This window comes from Sphingomonas antarctica (assembly GCF_965137005.1).
In the GTDB taxonomy this organism is placed as follows: Bacteria; Pseudomonadota; Alphaproteobacteria; order Sphingomonadales; family Sphingomonadaceae; genus Sphingomonas_O; species Sphingomonas_O antarctica.
In genome coordinates this window covers 1-14,051 of record NZ_CBCRXM010000011.1, presented here as the reverse complement: position 1 = coordinate 14,051, position 14,051 = coordinate 1, and the positions used below count along the sequence as shown (strand labels likewise).

15 protein-coding genes and 1 pseudogene are annotated in these 14,051 nt (G+C 64.6%); 5 read left to right on the top strand and 11 right to left on the bottom strand.

The genetic code is table 11. The annotated features are described in order from the left end of the window. From ACM9ME_RS11275 to eno, 6 genes are all read right to left on the bottom strand, one after another. Entirely contained in the window at nucleotides 1-570 is a 570-nt protein-coding gene (locus ACM9ME_RS11275; RefSeq protein WP_415643563.1) for a protein-L-isoaspartate O-methyltransferase family protein, read from the bottom strand. A gap of 91 nt (nucleotides 571-661) precedes the next feature. After that, entirely contained in the window at nucleotides 662-1,876 is a 1,215-nt protein-coding gene (locus ACM9ME_RS11270; RefSeq protein ID WP_415643562.1) for a M24 family metallopeptidase, read from the bottom strand. Nucleotides 1,877-2,000: 124 nt separating this feature from the next. Continuing rightward, nucleotides 2,001-3,446: a pyruvate dehydrogenase complex E1 component subunit beta gene (locus ACM9ME_RS11265; RefSeq protein ID WP_415643561.1), complete on the bottom strand. Its 1,446-nt coding sequence runs from the start codon at nucleotides 3,444-3,446 to the stop codon at nucleotides 2,001-2,003. 1 nt (nucleotide 3,447) lies between these two features. Beyond that, nucleotides 3,448-4,485 carry a pyruvate dehydrogenase (acetyl-transferring) E1 component subunit alpha gene (pdhA, locus tag ACM9ME_RS11260; RefSeq protein WP_415643560.1) on the bottom strand — a complete coding sequence of 346 codons (1,038 nt, stop codon included), beginning with the start codon at nucleotides 4,483-4,485 and terminating at the stop codon, nucleotides 3,448-3,450. A gap of 198 nt (nucleotides 4,486-4,683) precedes the next feature. Continuing rightward, the gene (locus ACM9ME_RS11255) at nucleotides 4,684-4,998 is read right to left on the bottom strand and encodes an FtsB family cell division protein (protein ID WP_415643559.1); all 315 of its coding nucleotides are present in this window, start codon (nucleotides 4,996-4,998) and stop codon (nucleotides 4,684-4,686) included. A 35-nt stretch (nucleotides 4,999-5,033) separates the two neighbouring features. Then, nucleotides 5,034-6,320 carry a phosphopyruvate hydratase gene (gene eno, locus ACM9ME_RS11250; RefSeq protein ID WP_415643558.1) on the bottom strand — a complete coding sequence of 429 codons (1,287 nt, stop codon included), beginning with the start codon at nucleotides 6,318-6,320 and terminating at the stop codon, nucleotides 5,034-5,036. 137 nt (nucleotides 6,321-6,457) lie between these two features. Here eno and ACM9ME_RS11245 point away from each other — a divergent pair, with 137 nt between their 5' ends. Genes ACM9ME_RS11245 through ACM9ME_RS11225 form a run of 5 tightly spaced genes read left to right on the top strand, consistent with a single transcriptional unit; the run spans nucleotide 6,458 to nucleotide 8,403 of the window. Beyond that, the gene (locus tag ACM9ME_RS11245; RefSeq protein ID WP_415643557.1) at nucleotides 6,458-6,931 is read left to right on the top strand and encodes a hypothetical protein; all 474 of its coding nucleotides are present in this window, start codon (nucleotides 6,458-6,460) and stop codon (nucleotides 6,929-6,931) included. 5 nt (nucleotides 6,932-6,936) lie between these two features. Further along, nucleotides 6,937-7,293 carry a phage holin family protein gene (locus ACM9ME_RS11240; protein WP_415643556.1) on the top strand — a complete coding sequence of 119 codons (357 nt, stop codon included), beginning with the start codon at nucleotides 6,937-6,939 and terminating at the stop codon, nucleotides 7,291-7,293. After that, complete coding sequence (locus ACM9ME_RS11235) at nucleotides 7,290-7,571, top strand: hypothetical protein (protein ID WP_415643555.1); 282 nt, start codon at nucleotides 7,290-7,292, stop codon at nucleotides 7,569-7,571. Before ACM9ME_RS11240 ends, ACM9ME_RS11235 begins: the two co-directional genes overlap by 4 nt. Nucleotides 7,572-7,603: 32 nt before the next feature. After that, on the top strand, nucleotides 7,604-8,152 hold the full coding sequence (locus ACM9ME_RS11230; RefSeq protein ID WP_415643554.1) for a hypothetical protein: 549 nt from the start codon (nucleotides 7,604-7,606) through the stop codon (nucleotides 8,150-8,152). 38 nt (nucleotides 8,153-8,190) lie between these two features. Continuing rightward, nucleotides 8,191-8,403 carry a DUF4170 domain-containing protein gene (locus tag ACM9ME_RS11225; RefSeq protein ID WP_415643553.1) on the top strand — a complete coding sequence of 71 codons (213 nt, stop codon included), beginning with the start codon at nucleotides 8,191-8,193 and terminating at the stop codon, nucleotides 8,401-8,403. Between the two features lie 28 nt (nucleotides 8,404-8,431). Here ACM9ME_RS11225 and ACM9ME_RS11220 read toward each other — a convergent pair whose 3' ends face one another. The 5 genes and pseudogenes from ACM9ME_RS11220 to ACM9ME_RS11200 form a co-directional block, all read right to left on the bottom strand. Then, complete coding sequence (locus ACM9ME_RS11220; RefSeq protein ID WP_415643552.1) at nucleotides 8,432-9,064, bottom strand: rhomboid family intramembrane serine protease; 633 nt, start codon at nucleotides 9,062-9,064, stop codon at nucleotides 8,432-8,434. Nucleotides 9,065-9,079: 15 nt separating this feature from the next. Continuing rightward, nucleotides 9,080-9,556, bottom strand: coding sequence for a transcription elongation factor GreA (gene greA / locus ACM9ME_RS11215; protein ID WP_415643551.1), 477 nt, complete (start codon nucleotides 9,554-9,556; stop codon nucleotides 9,080-9,082). Between the two features lie 80 nt (nucleotides 9,557-9,636). After that, nucleotides 9,637-12,981, bottom strand: coding sequence for a carbamoyl-phosphate synthase large subunit (gene carB, locus ACM9ME_RS11210; RefSeq protein WP_415643550.1), 3,345 nt, complete (start codon nucleotides 12,979-12,981; stop codon nucleotides 9,637-9,639). Continuing rightward, the gene (locus tag ACM9ME_RS11205) at nucleotides 12,981-13,409 is read right to left on the bottom strand and encodes a hypothetical protein (protein WP_415643549.1); all 429 of its coding nucleotides are present in this window, start codon (nucleotides 13,407-13,409) and stop codon (nucleotides 12,981-12,983) included. The genes carB and ACM9ME_RS11205 overlap by 1 nt, the downstream gene beginning before the upstream one ends. Beyond that, nucleotides 13,406-13,991 (bottom strand): annotated as a pseudogene (locus ACM9ME_RS11200) (carbamoyl phosphate synthase small subunit); the annotation flags it as partial. The pseudogene ACM9ME_RS11200 and the gene ACM9ME_RS11205, both read right to left, overlap by 4 nt. Nucleotides 13,992-14,051: the final 60 nt, after the last annotated feature.

Sequence of the window (14,051 nt, the reverse complement as noted above, 5' to 3'; positions counted from 1 at the left end):
TCAGAAGGAGAAGACCGGCACAGGCACCGTGTCGGTCAGAATGGCAATATCGGCGTCCCCGAAGGCGACGAGGCGGACGGCATCGGCGCGCTTGATCCCCTGCGCCAGCCGCGTGACGCGGCCGTCGAGCATCCCGGCGGCGACGCGCGCGCCGTCGCGCAATTGCTTGACGAGCGCGGCGGGAATTTCGGCAACGGCCCCGTCGATCAGGAGCGCGTCATAGTTTCCGCCACTGGCGTGATCGGCAGGCACGGCCTCGGCAAGTTGATTCACCACCGCGGCGGCGTAGCCCGAATGGTCGCCGGCGATCAGCACGCGTTCGCCCGCACGCAGGTTGAGCGCGGCGATCAGGCGAGCGGTAACCAACGGCGAATTGATGAAACGGCCTTCGCCCAGCGGAATCATCGCATCGGCATAAGCGGTGGCGCGGCGGCCCTCAGGAACGAAGTCTTCGCGCTTCACCGCATCGAGCGCCAGCAGCAGGCGCGGTTCGTCGACGCTGTTCGGACGCAGCTGGCTGTTGATCATGGCCAGTCGCATTTCGTCAAACTTCTTTAAGTTCGCGCTCATGAGCCCCTCATCGCATAGGTGTATTAGCGACGCAATACACTAAATGCCCCCGCCCTCTGTATCGGGCCGCAGCCGTCACGCCAAGCCGCGTTCAGCCGGAATAAGCGAGTGTTTCCTGCGGAATGCTGAACCATTTCGGCCCGGCAGCGGTGATGTGGAAACAATCCTCGACGCGGATGCCGAATTTGCCGGGAACATAAATGCCCGGCTCGTTCGAGAAACACATGCCGGCGGCGAGCTTCGTCGCCTCCCCATGCACCAGATTGACCGGCTCATGCCCGTCCATGCCGATGCCGTGGCCGGTGCGATGCGAGGTGCCGGGTAGCGCATAGCCGGGACCATAGCCCCACGCTTCGTACTGGTGTCGGACAGCATCGTCGACCGCACCCGCCGCCACGCCGACGCGCGCGGTGGTCATCGCAATCTGTTGACCGCGACGGACCTGGTCGAACACCTTTTGCTGATCGGGGGTCGGGCCGCCGAGAACGTAAGAGCGCGAGATATCCGACTGATAGCCGTGCACGGTGCAGCCGACGTCGATCAGGATGATTTCGCGTTCGGCGACGTGTTGCGGCGCGTGCGACCCGTGCGGATAGGCCGCAGCTTCGCCGAGCAGGACCAGGCCGTCGCCACCCGAGCCGCCGCGCGATTGATGTTCGCGAGTCAATATGGCGTTGATATCGTCGGGGGTCATGCCGACGCGAACCTGCGTCATCGTCGCGCCGATCGCCGCGATGGTGATGTCCGACGCCGCCTGCATCAGCGCGAGTTCGGACGCGCTCTTGATCATGCGGCATCCGCGCACGACGGGGTTGGCACTGACGAGTTTGGTGCCGGGCAAGGCCTTGCCCAGACCGTCGTTGATGAAGAAGCGCACCGTTTCTTCGATGCCGACCGCGCCCGCCGCACGGCGTTCGCGAATGATCGAGGCCATCAGCGCGATCGGGCTTTCGTCCTCGTTCCACGTCCGCACGCTGGCGGGAATGCCGAGCGTCTGGCTGACCGACGGCTTTTCGAAGAACGGCGTGACGATCACCGGATCGCCGCTCGCGAAAATCAGCGCAGCGGTGATGCGTTCGCTGCGCCACCATTGCACGCCGGTGAAATAGTCGAGGCTCGAACCGGGCTCGATCACCACGACGCCGATGCCGTTCTGGCGCATCAACCCGCGCGCCTTGTCGAGGCGGCGGAGGCGTTCGTCGCGGCCGATGGCGGGCGGCAAGGTGTCAGCCAAGGCGGCGGTGGGGAGCGCGGCGAGGGCCGCTAGGGTCAGGCCGGATGTGATGGCGTGGCGGCGGTTGATCATGTGAGCTTCCCCTGCATCCTCAACCGTCATCCTGACGAAAGTCAGGATCCATTGGCACTCCGTCCGGCATGGAGGACAAATGGACCCCGGATCAAGTCCGGGATGACGCGTGGAGTTGCGCAGGTTACCGGTAACACACCGCCTTGACCGCTTCGATCACGCGCGCGCTGGTGACCAAGGCCAATTTTTCGAGATTGGCGGCATAAGGCAGCGGCACGTCCTCGTTGCACACGCGCAGGACGGGCGCGTCGAGGTCGTCGAAACCCTGTTCCATGGCGACCATCGCGAGTTCCGACGCGATCGAGCAGGTCGGCCAGCCTTCCTCGACGATGACCATGCGGTTGGTCTTTTTAAGGCTGGCCAGCACCGTCGCGGTGTCGAGCGGTCGGATGGTGCGGAGGTCGATGACTTCGGCGTCGATGCCCTCTGCCGCCAGATGTTCGGCGGCTTCGAGCGCGAGGCCGACGCCGATCGAATAGCTGACGATGGTTACGCTCGAGCCGACGCGGGCGATGCGCGCCTTGCCAATGGGGAGGACCCAGTCGTCGGTGTCGGGCACGTCGAAGCTGCGACCGTAAAGCAGCTCGTTTTCGAGGAACACGACCGGATCTTCGCAGCGGATTGCGGCTTTCAGCAAGCCCTTGGCGTCGGTGGCATCATATGGCGAAATCACGATCAGACCCGGCACGCTGGCATACCATGGCGCATAATTCTGGCTGTGCTGCGCGCCGACGCGGCTGGCCGCGCCGTTGGGTCCGCGGAACACCACCGGGCAGCGCATCTGCCCGCCCGACATATAGTTGGTCTTGGCCGCCGAATTGATGATGTGGTCGATCGCCTGCATCGCGAAGTTGAACGTCATGAATTCGACGATGGGCCTGAGGCCGGCCATCGCCGCGCCGGTGCCGATGCCGGCAAAGCCGTATTCGGTGATCGGCGTGTCGATGACGCGGCGCGCGCCGAATTCCTCGAGCAGACCCTGCGTGACCTTATACGCGCCCTGATATTGCGCGACCTCCTCGCCCATTACGAACACGCGGTCATCGGTGCGCATTTCCTCGGCCATCGCGTCGCGGAGAGCTTCGCGGAGAGTGACTTTTTTGGTCGGGCCGGAGTATTCGGGCGCTTCCTGCTGCTTGGCGGCTTCGAAGAGTTGGCGGGCGCCGGTTTCTACTTTCTTGGTTTCGGGGCTCTGCCCACCCTGGTCCTGCGGACCTGTCCCCCCCGCCTGCGGGGTGGACGTCTTTTCAGCGCTCGTAATCTGGGCGTAACTCCCGCTTGCGGGAGGGACAGGTTGCGAAGCAACCGGGGTGGGCACTGCCGCCTCCCCCTCACCATTCATCGTCGCGATGACAGTCCCGACCTTCACGTTATCCGAGCCCTCAGGCACCAGAATTTGCGCGATCGTCCCCTCGTCGACCGCTTCGAATTCCATCGTCGCCTTGTCGGTCTCGATCTCGGCAAGGATATCGCCCGACTTCACCGTGTCACCGGCCTTGACCAGCCATTTGGCGAGCGTGCCTTCTTCCATCGTCGGGGACAGCGCGGGCATCTTGAGTTCGATCGCCATCTTAATACGCCCCCACCAAAACGTCGGTGTAGAGTTCGCTCAGCGACGGTTCGGGCGATTGTTCGGCGAAGTCGGCGGCTTCGCTGACGATGGTGCGGATTTCCTTGTCGATCGCTTTCAGCTCGGCCTCGGAGACACCGGCGGCCTCCAATTCCTTGGCGAGGCGTTCGATCGGGTCGGATTTTTCGCGCACGTTCTGCACTTCCTCGCGCGTGCGATATTTGGCGGGGTCGGACATCGAGTGGCCGCGATAGCGATAGGTCGAAAGTTCGAGGATGATCGGGCCGTTTTCCTTGGCCCATTCGATCGCGACCTTGGCTGCGCCGTGTACCGCCAGCACATCCATTCCATCGACTTTCAGGCCGGGGATGCGGAAGCTTTCGCCGCGCTTGTGGAAATTGGGTTCGGACGCGCTGCGCTGGACGCTGGTGCCCATCGCATAGCCGTTATTCTCGATCGCGAAGATCACCGGCAGCTTCCACAGTTCGGCCATGTTGAACGATTCGTAAACCTGGCCTTGGTTCGCCGCGCCGTCGCCGAAATAGGCGAGCGCCACGCCGCCATCGTTCGAATATTTGTGCTTGAAGCCGAGGCCGGCGCCGAGCGAGACCTGCGCGCCGACGATGCCGTGGCCGCCGTAAAAGCCGTGTTCGACGCTGAACATGTGCATCGAGCCGCCCTTGCCGTGCGAAATGCCCGCCTGCCGCCCGGTCAGTTCGGCCATGATGACCTTGGGATCGATGCCGTAGGCGAGCATATGGCCATGGTCGCGGTAACCGGTGATCACCGAATCCTTGCCGACGGTCATCGCCGATTGCAGGCCGACGGCGACGGCTTCCTGGCCGATATAGAGGTGGCAGAAGCCGCCGATCAGGCCGAGGCCGTAAAGCTGGCCGGCGCGTTCCTCGAACCGGCGGATGAGGAGCATTTCGCGGTAGAAGGACATCATCTCGTCCTTCGAGGCGGCGTAGCGCACCGGCTCGGGCGGGCGGGCGATGTCGTCGGTCGTGATCTTCTGGGCAGCGGCGGCTTTGGCCAAGACGAATGCTCCTGGGGATGAGCGATTGCTATAGCCTGCCGTAACGTCCGCGCAACGGCGGGGGTAGCGCGGCGGGTTCCAAAGCGGCTTTCGTCACCCCGGACTTGATCCGGGGTCCATTGGCTCTCCGATCGATCCAGAAGGCAAATGGACCCTGACCTGCGTCAGGGTGACGGGTCAGTGGTGCGCGCGGCACCCTCAGTCGAGCGGAACGATCACTTCGTCCGAACCGGCGACGCCCAGATTTTTGCGCGCGAGTTCGTCGACCAGATCGGGATCGGCGGCCTTGGGGTCGAGCAGCTTCACGCGGTTGGCGATCACTGCGCGCTGTTTTTGCACCGAGGCCAGTTCGATCTCGCGCGACTTGAGACGGCGGGCGTAATCGGTCCAGGCGATGATGCCATTGGCGCCGAAGATCGCATAGCCGCCGAAAAACGCGACGATCAGCAGCCCTGCGGCAGGTGCGAGCCCGCCACGAATGCTGATCCAGGGATTGCGCGGTTTGGTTGCCATGCTGGCGCCCTATGAATCAGCATGGAGTCTGCGAATCAACCCCTAAAGCGCTGAAAAATGTCGCGACCGGCATATTTTGCGGCATCGCCGAGTTCTTCTTCGATGCGGATCAGCTGATTATACTTGGCCAGCCGGTCCGAACGGGCGAGGCTGCCGGTCTTGATCTGCCCGCATTTGGTGGCGACGGCGAGGTCGGCGATGGTCGCGTCCTCGGTCTCGCCCGAGCGGTGCGACATGACCGCCGAATAGCCCGCGCGGTGCGCGGTCTCGACCGCGTCGAGGGTTTCGGTGAGCGTGCCGATCTGGTTGACCTTGACCAGCAGCGAGTTGGCGAGGCCGCGCTTGATCCCATCGCGCAGGCGTTCCGGGTTGGTCACGAACAGATCGTCCCCGACCAGTTGCACCCTGTGCCCGATCTGGTCGGTCAGCGCCTTCCAGCCTTCGAAATCGTCCTCGGCCATGCCGTCCTCGATCGACAGGATCGGGTAGCGGTTGCACAAATCGACGTAATAGGCCGCCATTTCCTGCGGCGTCAGCGACTTGCCTTCGCTGGTCAATTCGTAGCGGCCGTCCTTGAAAAACTCGGTCGCGGCGGGATCGAGCGCGAGGACCACGTCGTCGCCGGGCGTGTAGCCGGCCTTCTCGATCGAGGTCATGATGAAGTCGAGCGCGGCGGTGGTGCCGTTGAGGTTGGGCGCGAAGCCGCCTTCGTCGCCCACCGCCGTCGGCTGTCCCGCCGCGAGCAATTCGCCGCGCAGCGTGTGGAAAATCTCGCTGCCCATGCGCACGGCGTCGAACAACGTGTCCGCGCCGACGGGCATGACCATGAATTCCTGGAAATCGATCGGGTTGTCGGCATGTGCGCCGCCGTTGACGATGTTCATCATCGGCACCGGAAGCAGGTTCGAGCCCATTCCGCCGACGTACCGGTACAGCGGCTGATCGGCATGATCGGCCGCCGCCTTGGCGATGGCGAGGCTGACGCCGAGGATGGCATTGGCGCCGATGCGGCCCTTATTGGGTGTGCCGTCGAGCGCGATCATCGCCGCGTCGAGTTCGCTCTGGTCTTCGGCGTCGAGGCCGACCAGCGTTTCGAATATCTCGGTGTTGACCGCCTCGACCGCTTTCGACACGCCCTTGCCGAGCCACTTACCCTTGTCGCCATCGCGAAGTTCGACCGCTTCATGCGCGCCGGTCGAGGCCCCCGAAGGCACCGCCGCGCGACCGAAACTGCCATCTTCCAGCAGCACTTCGGCTTCGACCGTGGGATTGCCGCGGCTGTCGACGATGGTGCGCGCGTGGATGCTGATGATTTCGGTCATGCGGGGGCTCCGGGAATTTGGCAGCGCCCCTATCGAAGCGCCGCCAGCCGTGCAAATACGCAACCGTAACGATTCCGCACCGCAACCTTGACGGCCGGCGGGAGTTTGAGAGCCAGTCATTCAAAAAGGATTCGCTCATGGCAACCGACCCGAACACCACCGCCAGCGACGGCGCCGCCACACCGGCAGCCGTCCCGGACATTGCCGCGACAGCAACGGCAGCGACCAATTCGGCCAAGGCCGGCATCCAGTCGTTGAAGGACGAGGCGCAGAATCTCGCCGGCACGGCCAAGACCGCCGCGCTCAATGCCGCCGCGACGGGCAAGGACAAGGCCGCCGATGCGTTGAACGAAGCGGCGAGCTTCATCGCCAATGCCGCGCAGACGCTCGACGAAAAGGTCGGCAACGGCGTCGGCGATTATGCGCGCAAGGCGGGAACGGCGGCGACCGACCTGGCCGACACGCTCAAATCGAAGAATGTCGACGAGCTGGTCGAGGACGCCAAGACGGCGGTGCGCAAGAATCCGGCGATCGCGGTCGGTGCGGCAGCGGCAATCGGGTTTCTGCTGACCCGGGTATTCCGCCTCGGCGGCAAGTCCGACAAGGCATAAGGACGGTGGCGGGGGACGGACAGGAGCCGCGCATTCCGACGCGTCCGTCCGTCCCCGACCTGTTCGCGAGGCTGATCACCGACGGGCGCGCGTGGGCCAAGGCCGAGCTCGCCTTGCTGAAATGCCGGGGCGAGTCGCTGGTCGAGGCGCTGCGAACTGCGGTCGTGTTGATCGTTGCGGCGATCATGCTGGCGACGGTGGCGTCGTTCGCCCTCGCCATCGGCGCGATCCTGTGGCTGGCGACGTTGGTCGGCCCGCTCTGGGCGACGGTCATCGTCGTCGTCACGTTGCTGGCGCTTGCCGGAATTCTCGGATGGCTCGGCGTTGCGCGGATCGGGCGCGTGTTCGAGGATAAGTCATGACCGCCGAACTCAAGGCCCGCGAGACCGCAGCGCGGATCGCCCGCGAACGGATCGAAGCGGATGTCGATGCGCTGCTCGGCGCGTTGGCCCCGGCTTCGCTCGTTCGTGACGGCATCGACGAGGCCAAGGCACGCGCCAAAGCGGTGGCCGACGACGCCGCGGATTTCGTCAAGGAGCGCCCGTTAGGGACCGGAGCGGTGCTGGGCGGCGCGGTCGCCATCGGAGTCTGGAAAATCGTCACCGCTTTTCGCGAAACCCGCAAGGCCAAGAAGCGTTAGCGTTTCAAACCATCTGTCGAAGGATCAAACTCATGGCCAAGCCCGCAACGACTCACAATGCCGCCAACGACACGACCAAGCCTGCCAGCCGCGCCGCAAAGGGCCGCGCCGCCGCGCAAACGGCGGTCGACCGGGCGCGCGACACCGCCACCGACGTGGTCGAGCGCGCGCGCACTGCCGCCAATGATGCGGTCGAGACCGCAGCCCATGCCGTCGACAATGCGCCGCTGTCGGCGCTGGCGGGAGCAATTGCGGTGGGCGCGGTGGCGGCGGCGTTGATCCCGGCCACGGCGCGTGAAATTTCGGCGCTCGGTCCGCTCGGCAACCGGTTGCGCGGCGCGCTCGACGATGCGTTTGCCGCCGCGAAGACTGCGGGCGTCGAACAGCTCACGACCAAGGGTATCACCCAGACCGCATTATCCAGCGGGCTGGGCACCGTCGTCGGGCATTTCGTGTCGGCAGCGATGGAGGCGAGCAAGGCTGCGAGCGACAGCGTCCGCAAGAATGAGCGCGCGGTCGCGGACAGTGCGCCCACCGCTGCGACGTCCCCCGCGACAAAACGCGGCACCAAGGCCAGCTAAGGGCTGCATTTTAACGCGTCCGCCGTTAAGGCGAGGGCATGAGCAAACTGCACCTCGTTTTCGGTGGTCGGGTTTCCGACCCGCGCACTCTCGATTTCGTCACGCCCGAGGCGTTGGACGTGGTCGGAATCTTTCCGGACTATAAGTTGGCCGAAGAAGCGTGGCGCGCGGCGGCGCAGAAATCGGTCGACGATGCCGAGATGCGTTACGTCGTGGTGCATTTGCATCGGCTGTTGGAGCCCGATGCTTGATCGTCGCCCGGCGCAGGCCGGGGCGACGTCAGTTTTTCGGTAGGCCGTATCGCCAGCTCAACAATGGCCGCGCCAGCGCCAAGCCGGCGAGAAAGCCACCGACATGCGCGGCGGTGGCGACGCCGAAGCCAGTCTTGAGCGTTGCGACCGCGATCAGCGCCTGCATCCCGATCCACGCGGCGGCGAGCCACAAGGCGCGCACCCAGTGCGACGGGATCGGCCCGATCCGCTTCACCTCGTTGCGACCGAACAACAGCGCATAGACCGCGAGCACGGCAGAAATCGCCCCCGATGCGCCGATCATCGGCACGTCGGACGCCGGTCCGGCAAAATACTGCCCGGTCGCCGCGCCATAGGCACCGGCGACATACAGGATCAGCATCGGCCCCCAGCCAAGCGTCGCTTCGAGAATGCGTCCGCAATAGACGAACAGCACCATGTTGAAGGCGAGATGGACCAAGCCGCCATGCGCCACGGTCGCGGTCAGCGGGGTCAGCCAATAGGGTATGACGAACGCCGCGTTGATCGACTGACGCACCGGGATGAACCCTAACTGCGTCGCCGCCCACTCGCTATGGCCCGACAGCGCGGCGGCGGCCCAGGCGAGGCACGTGATCAGCGCGATGATGTTGGTCGCGCGGGTCCGTCTGACCCCGGTCATCGCAAAGGGTCCAAACTAAACGAACTCGACCTTGTCGACCTGATAGTAACGGTCACCCGAAGGCACCGTAACTTCGACTTCGTCGCCGACTTTGCGCCCGATGAGCGCGCGGCCGATCGGCGAGTTATAGCTGATCCGGCCGTCCTTGGCGTTTGCCTCGGTCTCACCGACGATCTGGTAGCGCACCGCCTTGTCGTCCTCGTCGAGCAGCGTGACGGTCGCACCGAACACCACCTTGTCGCCCGACAGCGTGGTCGGATCGATGATCGTCGCGCGCGACAGTTTGCCCTCGATATCGGCGATCATCGCCTCGATCTGGCCCTGGCGTTCCTTCGCGGCGTGATATTCGGCGTTTTCGGAAAGGTCGCCATGCGCGCGCGCTTCCTCGATCGCGTCGATGACTTCGGGGCGCTCCGCCTTGAAGCGCGCGAGATCGGCCTCGAGCTTGCGCTGCCCTTCGACCAGCATCGGCATCCTGTCGGTGGTCGCCATAATCGTCCCTGTTCCCAAAATTCTTATCTATCCCGGACCCTTGCGAGCCCAGGCCAAGCCTATCTCTAACTCGTGGAAAGTCAGCCAGCCGGCAATGAATGATAGGATTGCAGGCTGCGGACTTCAAGACCGGTGTTTCGCAATGCAGCAATGCCGCGCACCGCCGCGAGCGATGCCTGTGCGGTGGTGAAATAGGGCACGCGTTCGGTCAGCGCGGTGCGGCGGATCGACTTGCTGTCCTGCAGCGACTGCCATCCCTCGGTGGTGTTGACGATCAACCCGATATCGCCGTCGAGCACGCGGTCGACGATGTGCGGGCGGCCCTGCGCGACCTTGTTGACGCGTTCGACCGGCACGTTCTGGCTTTCGAGATAGGCGGCGGTGCCGTCGGTCGCGACGATCGTGAAGCCGAGTTCGACCAGTTGGCGTGCGCCGGGGAGGAACACCGCCTTGTCGCTGTCCTTCACGCTGACGAACGCGGTGCCGCCGTCGGGCAGTTGCGTCCCCGCGCCCAATTGCGCCTTGGCGAAGGCGATGGCGAAATCGGGGTCGATCCCCATGACTTCGCCGGTCGATTTCATCTCGGGGCTGAGCACCGGATCGACGCCGGCGAAGCGCGCGAAGGGGAACACCGCTTCCTTGACCGCGAACGTCGCGGGCATGGAGTTGATCGCGGGCAGCGCGTTCAACTTCTCCCCCGCCATCACCCGCGCGGCGATCTTTGCCAGCGGACTGCCTATCGCCTTCGCAACGAACGGGACGGTGCGGCTGGCGCGCGGATTGACCTCGATGATGTAGACCCGGCCGTCCTTGACCGCGAACTGGACGTTCATCAGCCCCTTCACGTCGAGCGCGAAGGCCAGCTTGCGCGTCTGTTCCTCGATTTCGGCGACGATTTCGGGGGCGAGGCTGTAGGGCGGCAGCGAGCAGGCGCTGTCGCCCGAGTGGACGCCGGCTTCCTCGATATGCTGCATGATGCCCGCGACGTGCGCGATCTCGCCGTCGCACAGGCAATCCACATCGACTTCGACCGCGTCGCGCAGATAGCGGTCGATCAGCACCGGCGCGTCGCCCGACACCTGCACCGCGGTGGCGATGTAATTGGCCAGTTGCGCCTGCGTATCGACGATCTCCATGCCGCGCCCGCCGAGCACGAAGCTGGGGCGCATGAGCACGGGGAAGCCGATGCGGTCGGCGACGGCAGCGGCTTCTTCACCAGAGCGGGCGAGACCGTTTTCGGGCTGGAGCAGGCCGAGGCGCGTGATCAGCGCGGCGAATTGCTCGCGGTCTTCGGCCAGGTCGATCGATTTGGGGCTGGTGCCGAGGATCGGGATGCCCGCTTCCTCCAGCGCGCGTGCGAGGTTGAGCGGGGTTTGCCCGCCGAGCTGGACGATGACGCCTTTGAGCGTGCCGTTCGACTGCTCGACGTGCAGAATTTCGAGCACGTCCTCTGCGGTCAGCGGTTCGAAATACAGCCGGTCCGACGTATCGTAATCGGTGCTCACCGTTTCCGGGTTGCAGTTGATCATGATCGTTTCGTAGCCCGCATCCGCCAGCGCGAAGCAGGCATGGACGCAGCAATAATCGAATTCGATGCCCTGCCCGATGCGGTTCGGCCCGCCGCCGAGAATGACGATCTTTTCGCGGTCGGTCGGGTTCGATTCGCACTCGGCCACACCGAAGGTCGGCGCTTCGTAGGTCGAGTACATGTATGGCGTCTTGGCCGCGAATTCGGCGGCGCAGGTGTCGATGCGCTTGAACACCGGACGCACGCCGAGCTTGTGGCGCAGCGCGCGCACGTCCGCCTCGGTATTGCCGCCGGTCATCGCCTTGGCGACGTCGGCGATGAGGCCGGTGCCCGAAGCGAACGCCCGCCGCGTCCCTTCGCGCAGGCCCGCCGACTGCAGCGCCAGCCACGCCAACCGCTTGTCCGAAAAGCCCATGCCCTTCAGCCGCCGCATGCCGCTCGCATCCATCGGCAGCCCCTGTGTCATCACCGTGCGCTCGGCCGCAACGATCTCGCCCAGCCGTTCGATGAACCACGGATCGAAGCCCGATGCATTGTGCACTTCGGCAACGCTCATACCCTCGCGCAGCGCCTGCGCCGCGACCAGCAGCCGGTCGGGCGTCGCGACGGACAGGGCCGCCTGCAATTCGTCTTTGGGCGCGCCGACCAGCCGGTCGACCACATTCAGTCCCGACAGCCCGGTCTCCAGCCCGCGCAACGCCTTTTGCAAACTCTCGGCAAAGCACCGTCCGATCGCCATGACTTCGCCGACCGACTTCATCGCGGTGGAAAGCACGGCTTCCGAACCCTTGAACTTTTCGAACGCAAAACGCGGAATCTTGGTCACGACGTAATCGATCGTCGGCTCGAAACTCGCGGGCGTCGCGCCGGTAATGTCGTTGTCGATCTCGTCGAGCGTATAACCCACCGCCAGCAATGCCGCGACCTTGGCGATGGGGAAGCCCGTCGCCTTGGACGCCAGCGCCGAAGACCGCGACACGCGCGGGTTCATCTCGATCACGATCAGGCGGCCGTCCTTCGGATTGACCGCGAACTGCACGTTCGACCCGCCCGTCTCCACCCCGATCTCGCGCAGGCAGGCGATGCTCGCATTGCGCATGATCTGATATTCCTTGTCGGTCAGCGTCAGCGCGGGGGCGACGGTGATGCTGTCCCCCGTATGCACGCCCATCGGATCGACGTTTTCGATCGAGCAAATGATGATGGCGTTATCGGCGCGATCGCGCACGACCTCCATCTCATATTCCTTCCACCCGACGAGCGATTCCTCGATCAGCACTTCGGTCGTCGGCGAAGCAAACAGCCCGCCGCGGACGATTTCCTCGAATTCGCGGCGGTTATAGGCGATGCCGCCGCCGGTGCCGCCGAGCGTGAAGCTGGGGCGGATGACGGACGGCAAGCCGGTGCGTTCGAGCACCTCGAGCGCCTCCTCCATCGTATGCGCGATGCCCGAACGCGCGCTTTCGAGGCCGATCTTCGACATCGCCTCGCGGAACTTCATCCGGTCCTCGGCCTTGTCGATCGCCTCCGCGTCCGCGCCGATCATCTCGACGCCATATTTTTCCAGCGTGCCATCCGCATGCAGCGCCAGCGCGGTGTTGAGCGCGGTCTGCCCACCCATCGTCGGCAGCAGCGCGTCGGGGCGTTCCTTCTCGATGATCTTCGCCACGATCTCGGGCGTGATCGGCTCGACATAAGTCGCGCCTTCGGGGCCGACGAGATCGGGATCGGTCATGATCGTCGCCGGGTTCGAATTGACCAGGACGATGCGATACCCCTCCCCGCGCAACGCCTTGATCGCCTGCGTGCCCGAATAATCGAACTCGCACGCCTGCCCGATGACGATGGGTCCCGCGCCAATGACGAGGATGGAGGAGATGTCGGTGCGTTTAGGCATTATTTGATCAAAGCCAACCAAGCGAGGACGATTGCGATGATGGATGCAACAGCGGCAATGACGGCTGACACTCCGCCCCACGTTGTCCAATTAACGCCGTGAAAACGCTGCGACCAAGTTCGCGCAAGTCGGCTCTTTAGCTGCTCCTGAGCGTGTTCCCTTCCAAGGGGCGTCAGAGAGAAGATGCCAACCTCGATTGGGCCAGTCGTTGGATCCACGGACCAGTACGCGACGTCAGAGACGGTGATGAAGCCCGCTACTGCAAGTCGATCAAGGATTTCGCTCCAAGGGGCGGCCTCATGCACGCGAGTATCGTCGTCATATATTGCAAGTGTAGAGAGGTTCATTGCTGAACCTTCAGGGTGACGCGAATATGCTTTTACCGCAAAGGCGCTATCCTCGGGTCTAAGTTTTACCCGGTCCTTCATCCCAACTGCCCCACAAACCGCTCGAACAGGTAATGGCTGTCCTGCGGGCCGGGGCTGGCTTCGGGGTGGTATTGCACGCTGAACGCGGGGCGGTCGGTCAGTTCGATGCCGGCGTTGCTGCCGTCGAACAGGCTGACATGCGTCTCGCGCGCGTTGGCGGGGAGGCTGTCGCGTTCGACCGCGAAGCCGTGATTCATGCTGGTGATTTCGACGCGGCCATCCTCGATCCGCTTGACCGGATGGTTGGCGCCGCGATGCCCCTGATGCATCTTCGCGGTCTTCGCGCCCACCGCCAGCCCGAGCAATTGATGCCCGAGGCAAATCCCGAACAGCGGCTTGCCGGTGTCGAGCCACTGGCGGATCACCGGCACGGCGTATTCGCCCGTCGCGGCGGGATCGCCGGGGCCGTTGCTGAGGAACAACCCCGCGGGGTCATGCGCCATGATGTCGTCGAACGTGGCGGTGGCGGGGACGACGGTGACATCGGCGCCCGCATCAATCAGCGAGCGGAGGATGTTGCGTTTGAGGCCGTAATCGATGGCGACGACTTGCGGTCTGACGCCCCTCCCGCAGGCGGGAGGGNCAGNCGCGTCAGCGCCAGGGTGGGGTTGGGCGGACAACCCCACCCCGACGCCTGCGGCG

Coding starts and splice junctions, on each gene's coding strand:
- ACM9ME_RS11275 (WP_415643563.1), bottom strand. CDS start 570: ATGAGCGCGAACTTAAAGAAGTTTGACGAAATGCGACTGGCCATGATC.
- ACM9ME_RS11270 (WP_415643562.1), bottom strand. CDS start 1,876: ATGATCAACCGCCGCCACGCCATCACATCCGGCCTGACCCTAGCGGCC.
- ACM9ME_RS11265 (WP_415643561.1), bottom strand. CDS start 3,446: ATGGCGATCGAACTCAAGATGCCCGCGCTGTCCCCGACGATGGAAGAA.
- ACM9ME_RS11255 (WP_415643559.1), bottom strand. CDS start 4,998: ATGGCAACCAAACCGCGCAATCCCTGGATCAGCATTCGTGGCGGGCTC.
- eno (WP_415643558.1), bottom strand. CDS start 6,320: ATGACCGAAATCATCAGCATCCACGCGCGCACCATCGTCGACAGCCGC.
- ACM9ME_RS11245 (WP_415643557.1), top strand. CDS start 6,458: ATGGCAACCGACCCGAACACCACCGCCAGCGACGGCGCCGCCACACCG.
- ACM9ME_RS11235 (WP_415643555.1), top strand. CDS start 7,290: ATGACCGCCGAACTCAAGGCCCGCGAGACCGCAGCGCGGATCGCCCGC.
- ACM9ME_RS11230 (WP_415643554.1), top strand. CDS start 7,604: ATGGCCAAGCCCGCAACGACTCACAATGCCGCCAACGACACGACCAAG.
- ACM9ME_RS11225 (WP_415643553.1), top strand. CDS start 8,191: ATGAGCAAACTGCACCTCGTTTTCGGTGGTCGGGTTTCCGACCCGCGC.
- ACM9ME_RS11220 (WP_415643552.1), bottom strand. CDS start 9,064: ATGACCGGGGTCAGACGGACCCGCGCGACCAACATCATCGCGCTGATC.
- greA (WP_415643551.1), bottom strand. CDS start 9,556: ATGGCGACCACCGACAGGATGCCGATGCTGGTCGAAGGGCAGCGCAAG.
- carB (WP_415643550.1), bottom strand. CDS start 12,981: ATGCCTAAACGCACCGACATCTCCTCCATCCTCGTCATTGGCGCGGGA.
- ACM9ME_RS11205 (WP_415643549.1), bottom strand. CDS start 13,409: ATGAAGGACCGGGTAAAACTTAGACCCGAGGATAGCGCCTTTGCGGTA.